Origin of the sequence: Marinovum algicola (assembly GCF_900109145.1) — a bacterium.
In the GTDB taxonomy this organism is placed as follows: domain Bacteria; phylum Pseudomonadota; class Alphaproteobacteria; order Rhodobacterales; family Rhodobacteraceae; genus Marinovum; species Marinovum algicola.
Map to the genome: position 1 here is coordinate 292,388 of NZ_FNYY01000004.1, position 6,000 is coordinate 298,387.

The 6,000-nt window shown below is 57.8% G+C and carries 4 protein-coding genes; all 4 read right to left on the reverse strand.

What is annotated here, in order from left to right; translation table 11 throughout:
* Window positions 1-405: 405 nt before the first annotated feature.
* Window positions 406-2,262, reverse strand: a complete 1,857-nt coding sequence (locus BMW90_RS08545; RefSeq protein ID WP_074836089.1) for a TniQ family protein — start codon at window positions 2,260-2,262, stop codon at window positions 406-408.
* Between the two features lie 23 nt (window positions 2,263-2,285).
* Window positions 2,286-3,239 carry a TniB family NTP-binding protein gene (locus BMW90_RS08550; RefSeq protein ID WP_170850525.1) on the reverse strand — a complete coding sequence of 318 codons (954 nt, stop codon included), beginning with the start codon at window positions 3,237-3,239 and terminating at the stop codon, window positions 2,286-2,288.
* Window position 3,240: 1 nt separating this feature from the next.
* Entirely contained in the window at window positions 3,241-5,424 is a 2,184-nt protein-coding gene (locus BMW90_RS08555) for a Mu transposase C-terminal domain-containing protein (RefSeq protein ID WP_074836091.1), read from the reverse strand.
* 245 nt (window positions 5,425-5,669) lie between these two features.
* Window positions 5,670-6,000, reverse strand: a 331-nt coding sequence (locus BMW90_RS08560) for a hypothetical protein (protein WP_244526463.1), incomplete at its 5' end; no start/stop codon positions are given.

Here is a 6,000-nt window from a genome sequence, read left to right on the forward strand (position 1 = left end):
CCGCGCGTTCAAAGGCGATAACTTTGAGTTCCCGTTGCGGACAAAATGGGTGTGTTCGGCCTTACAAGCCGTGAAAACATCGTCGAATAGAATTCTCCGAAAATGTCCGAGGTCGATTATAGGCACTTCACGAGGGTGCAATCTCGCGGATTACCCCTCGTGAAAGCATTCATTGCTCTACGGACTGCAAAGTATGACGACAACCAATGTTCGCACTTCCGGGATTCCGAAGTCGCGTAAAATAAGCTATTTCGCGAAGTGGCACAGAAAGGCGGCGGGCAAATCGCACATTTTTCAACCAAAAAACACACATTTGAATTCTCGAACAACGAAGCCGCAGAAAGAAAAAAATAAGGCCACTCAACAGAGCGGCCTTTCTCGTTCGATGTCAATGGCGTGTTTGTGCTACACTGGCACTTCGTCGTGTTCGGGTAGAAGTATCGACGGGAGGTCGGAAAGCCGATAAAGGTTCATGCCGATCTGTGATCGCGAATACGCGGGTTGCACCCGATACCGGCGAAGAATTCGCTCGACTGTTTTGCGATCCGTCTCCAAATGGTTCGCTATATCACCCGACTTCACATAACCGTCCCGAAATCGGTGGAGATCCTCGAGCATCACGCGGCGGATCACATGGTGCCCGGTTCGACCACGGATCGGCATTGAGGGAAGGATAGCCCTTTCGTCCTCATCGATGAGGGCCCACACTACCTGAGCAGGGACGCCGATCTTCGCTGCCGCTTGCGAGGGCGAGACACCGGGGAGGCTTTCCCGAATAACCTGGCTCACCTCGGCCGGCTCGACATGGATCGCGGCGTAGCCCGCTTTCCCATTGAATTCGACCACATTGGAAAGAAAGCCGCCGAGGATCAGATGAACAATATCGATGCAGGGTGCCTTCACCTTTTCGGCGGCCTTTGAGATCGTCACAAACCCCTTGGGCACTTCTTCGACGGCCCGAGCACGCGCCTTCAGCGTTGCGAGAAAACCATCGATATTCCTCTGATCCACCGCCTTTTGGGTTCGGCCAGGCGCACCGCTTGCGCCGGTCGCGATCGGCAGCAAGATGCGCTCATCGATGAGACAAGACGCCTGCGGTCGTGAGCAATTGAGCACCTTTGGAACGGAGATCACATTCACCATGCGCTGAACAGCCGCCGCCACCTCGAGGCCTGCCTTAGCATCAAAGACAGCTGCCGGGTCCTCCGCGGAAACGAGCCCTTTAGCAATAAGGATGTAGCCCAGCGTCTTCGGGTGCAGCCCGGTCTCAGCTGCGAGCGATGCGACGCTGTGGAGCCGCCGTTCGGTCAAGCATTCTCCGAGAACCCCTTCGCCCGGCGCCATCGCCACCGTGTGAAAAATATGCTCCCGGACGATGCGCTTGATATCCCCAGGCTCCTTGGCAGTTTTACTCGACGCCAGCCACTCGTAGAGACGACCGAACACATTGCGGTGCATTGGGCGCTTTCCTGTTTTGCGGAACGTCTCTTGAATGTGGTGCAAAGCCTCGCGAATCCCCACCTCCCCGCGGCAGGTAAATTCGAAGCCTGCTCGACCGGCGCGATCCCACTGGTCTGATGTGAGTGCACTGACTTTCTTTGCTGCGCCAAACTCGATTAGTGCGCCGAGCAGTTCGGTCGCCCTCACGGCCTGTTCGAGCGTCTGACTGTCCAGCCATTCCGGACCACGGGTCCCCTCAAGTCGAGCTATCGCGTAGGCTTGCAGTTCCGACACCGAGCGCTGCTTGGTCGCCGCAGCCAACGCCTCGAGTTCAGCACCGCGCTCTGGAACGCGGACAGAAAGCTCTTGGAACTGGTCATCCCAGCAGCGACGCGGGCGTTCGTTCAGGGCCAAGCCATGGGCAGAGCAAGTCCGCACGACACGCAGCGGCCACTCGTATCGCCCTATCCGAAGCTGCGCTGCTACGGGACCGGAACTATCATCATTGAGCAGGCATTGTGGGCAAAACACCAACTGGGGATTCGACAGAAAGTCGGCGGAGATAACTTCGCTGCGGAGCCGGTATCGTCCTTTCGCGATGCAAACCGGGGTATTCGCAAGGAGGACATCCGCAGGAACATCAGCCCTTTCGCAGAGGGCCAACAAGGCGCCTGGCTCGCCACGAGCCAAGCATCCAGCGTTGATACTCAAGTCGTTTAGGAACGGCACCAAGCGACCACCGGTATGGATTGCCGCAAGGCGCGCTGCGAACGAAAGCGCAGATTCTGCGTGAGCCGGTGAAACATAAGGAAAAAGCGTCATAGTTACCTCAGTTGGTATTGCGGTCAGTTTATCACTGGGACGGCAAGATCGATTTCGGACCAGCGGGGCGCCAGAAAGACATTGCCGCGATAGTCGCAGCCTTCCTGCATGGCCCAAGCTTCAGCGAAATGCTGCATCGTGAGTTGGTCTGCCTCGGATTTGAGCGCGAGCTCGATCGCATGCAGAATATTCTCGATACAGAGGCCAAACTTGTTACGACTGGCGTAGACCAGCCGTTGGACGAGGTCAGCTTCGTCCGGAGGACGCAGACCCGCCCGGTTGCAGAAGACTTCCATCTGCTTGCTAATTGCCTTGCCGTCCTTAGCATTTGACAATTCTGGGAGGGAAATCTTCGTGTAGCGCCGCTTCACTTGGCCGTCGTATGATGCGATCTGCCACAAGCTATTGATGCCGGTGAGGATTACGATGACTGCTCCATCGCCCTGCATCAGAGACTTTAGCGTCTTCAGGATATCTCGCACCTCTGAAGGTGTCCCGGACTGAAAGAGATCGTGAGCCTCATCGATCCAGAGCACCGCGGTTCCGAGCATTTGAAATCGGCTCCGAACGAGCTTCCACAGGACCCACCTCTGTCGGCGATCGGAAACGTCTTCGTAGCCGGTCTCCGCCAGGATCTCGAGAGCGAGGCTTTTAAGGGTAGCAGGACTGGGCACCCGGGCCTTGATAACCGGCATCGTATTCGGCGCGGCGTTAGAGAAAGCCGGATGCACCCGGAGAGCATGATCAACGAGCGAAGTCTTTCCACCTCCCGGTCCGTCAATGAGGACGATACCACGCGTTTCTCCGCTCTTGGTGAAGGTGACGGGCTTGGCAACCGGAATCCCGTTCCGGTCGCACTGAAGAAGGCGATCGAAATGATCGCGCAGCGTTTGGTCGCGTGGCGTCTTTACGTAGGTGTCACGCAAGTCATCCATGAGGACTTGGACGGCGAACGGGGAATTGGTTTGCTTTGACATGTTACTTGCTTTCGTTGATCCAAACATCCGCGCCCTTGTCATCCTGATCGGGTGCTGCGTCGTGAGTGGTATGTGCGTCTGTCTGTTCGTCGCCGGAAAGGACGTCAGAGCTTTTTTCCGTGAGAAGGCTGCGGCCCAGGCCTGATCGCGGAGCATCGCCTGAAACTTGCACTTGAGTGTCTTCGTCTCCGGCAATCTGGAAGCCGATCATCAGGCGATCCTCCATCTTTTGGAGGTTCTCCGCCGACCAATCCTGGACTATCAGTCCCTGGCGCTTCATCGCCCGGTCGTTCATGGCCTCGATGTCGCGGATGGCCTGTAGGACCACCGGGCGGCAGATTTCGGCATCTTCGCGATGGGAGGCCCGGAGAGAACAGACAGCGCCGTTCCATACTTCGGCCCGCACACCGCGCACCTCCTCGAAGACTGATGGCACTTCGAGCCACTCACCATCGACGTTCACTTCGATCGCGCCAATATCTTCGCGATACCAGCGCACATCGACTTCGCGCTGGGCAGCGTGGACAAACCAGCGAGCCAGAGCCTCACTGTGATACCGCACACCGAAGACTCGGATGCCCTTCGGCGTGACCGTGCGCTTTGTGCGCGTGCCGAAGATGAGCCTGCGGCGACGCATATCCGGTGCCGGCCGAACGCCGAAGGTTTCCGCCAGACGGTTCCAGCAGTTCGCTGGCGTCTCGCCGCCCAAACCTTCGTGGGGCCGGTTGTGGTAAATGTCGACAACCCACCGAACCAAGGCCTCGGACAATTCCTCCGGCGTAAGCGCAGCATCACCATCCGGCTCAGCGTCACCCTTGGTGACCACGTCGGAAAAAGTCCTTCCGCTCAGCAGCGGCATCAGCGAACTCGACATTGTGCCGAACAACCGCTCGATCCGCGCACGCATTTGGGGGAAACCGGTCGGGCAGCGCTCAGCGCGGATTCCGAGGTCCTGCATCGCTGCCCTCATTGCGACCGAAATGAATGCGCTTCCGTTATCGGTTACCACGAGCTCAGGCACGCCCCACATGTTCCACGGCGAAATCGCGCCGAAGGTATCGGCCCAGATTCCCTTGTCTTGGGTGATCATTTCGAGGGCTTGGACCGCACTATTTTTGGTGGGAGTGCGCGACAAGCGCATGGCAAGGATGCACCTGGTCGCAGCACAGATAGCTACAGTAAGGGTCCAGCGAATCTTCTTCTTGTTGAGACCGAGTAGCTCTTTTTCTTCCTTTGTCAGATGATCAAAAATTCCAGTCTGAGCGAAGATAGAAACGAGGTCGATTGTCCACTCGTCGACCTCAACCCGTTCCAGTGGGCGCGTTACCTCCAAGCCTTTGCCGACTGGAGCGAACTTCTTACGCGCGGCCTCCTGACCAAATCGGGCAATATAGGTATGATACGGATCGAGCCGGCGAATTTCCTTCCGAACCGTCTCCCGCGAGGGCACTACAAGCGGTGTAAGGCCTTCGATCTCCCGAATTCTGTTCGCTTCTTCGAAAGCGCACTCTACTCGATCATAAATTGTCTTCTGGGTTGGACGTGAACGGTCGGCATAGCCAGCCACGATAGGTCCGATGAGCGCCAGCTCCTCGAGACCGATACGGCGCGTCCTGTTCCCCGATCGGTTCTTGGCATCACACAAACCGGCGAGGCCTTCGCCCTCATAGGTTCGCACCCAACGAAGAAGAGTGCTTTCATGGGGCATCTTGGGCAGAAGTAGGTCTTTGCCAGTCTGCCCCGATTTACGATCAGCAAGCCCTCGTATTTCAGCGGCCCGCCGCTGAATCCGGAGCCCGGCGCGAAGGACAGAGCTATCAGTCCGTTTGACGGCACCCTCGGCCTCGAGCTCGAGGAACGCCTCCACAAAAGCACAACGAAACGCCATCGCATCGGCTACACGCCCCCCGACTGAGGACAAGATGGTTGCGTTCTGAAGCTGGCTCTTGCGAACCTCAGGGGGCAGGAACGCACCCTTGTTGTGTCGCAGCAGACCCTTGTGCACGAGATGGGCCAACTTCCCATTGTCGAAGCTTTCGGCGACGCCTGTGGAGTCCGTTCGAGTGAAAACGTAACCCCATTCGCGGCTTGCGTGAGGGCGGTATGAGATGCCGCCAACCACGATCTCGTCGTGGGGTTCAAAGGCATAACGCGGAGTCTGGGGGCTCGGGACTACGTCAAACATTGAAGACGCCCTCCGAATTGATGGAAAAGAGTTTCGACGTTTCGATAGGTATTGCGCCCGGGGTTCTACTGTTGTGTGAACGGACGATATTCCCGCCAGCCGCCTTGCGGTGTGACCCAAGTCCCGGCGCCGAATAGGACCCATTGAGATTCTGTTGCCCAGCGACATTGTATGCCTCGGACGTGCGTGTGTATTCGCCGAAAACGGCGTTAACTTCATGTTGCAACATGGTAAGCGCCCGGTTTCTACCGCAGCGGCTGGTCCTTGACGCGGGCGATAATGTCTGGCTCGGCGACGAAGTCGTCGAGGAAGCTGTGCCACTCTTCGACGGACCTGCGTGCGGATGCGAGCATATCACGTATCTCGTCGATGCCGTCGTCGGTCAGCGCGGTGATGTAGTCGTCGTGCCCGACATGGACGCTGACGATATTGCCGTAGGTTAGGTTGTCGTCGTTGCTGACGATGGCCTCGAGCAGCTCGGGATCTTCGCCCAGGCGGGTGGCGACATGGGCGATGGAGCACACGTAGGTCGTTGCCGCCATCACGCGGCCTCGTTGCGAGATTGATCCGTCGGGC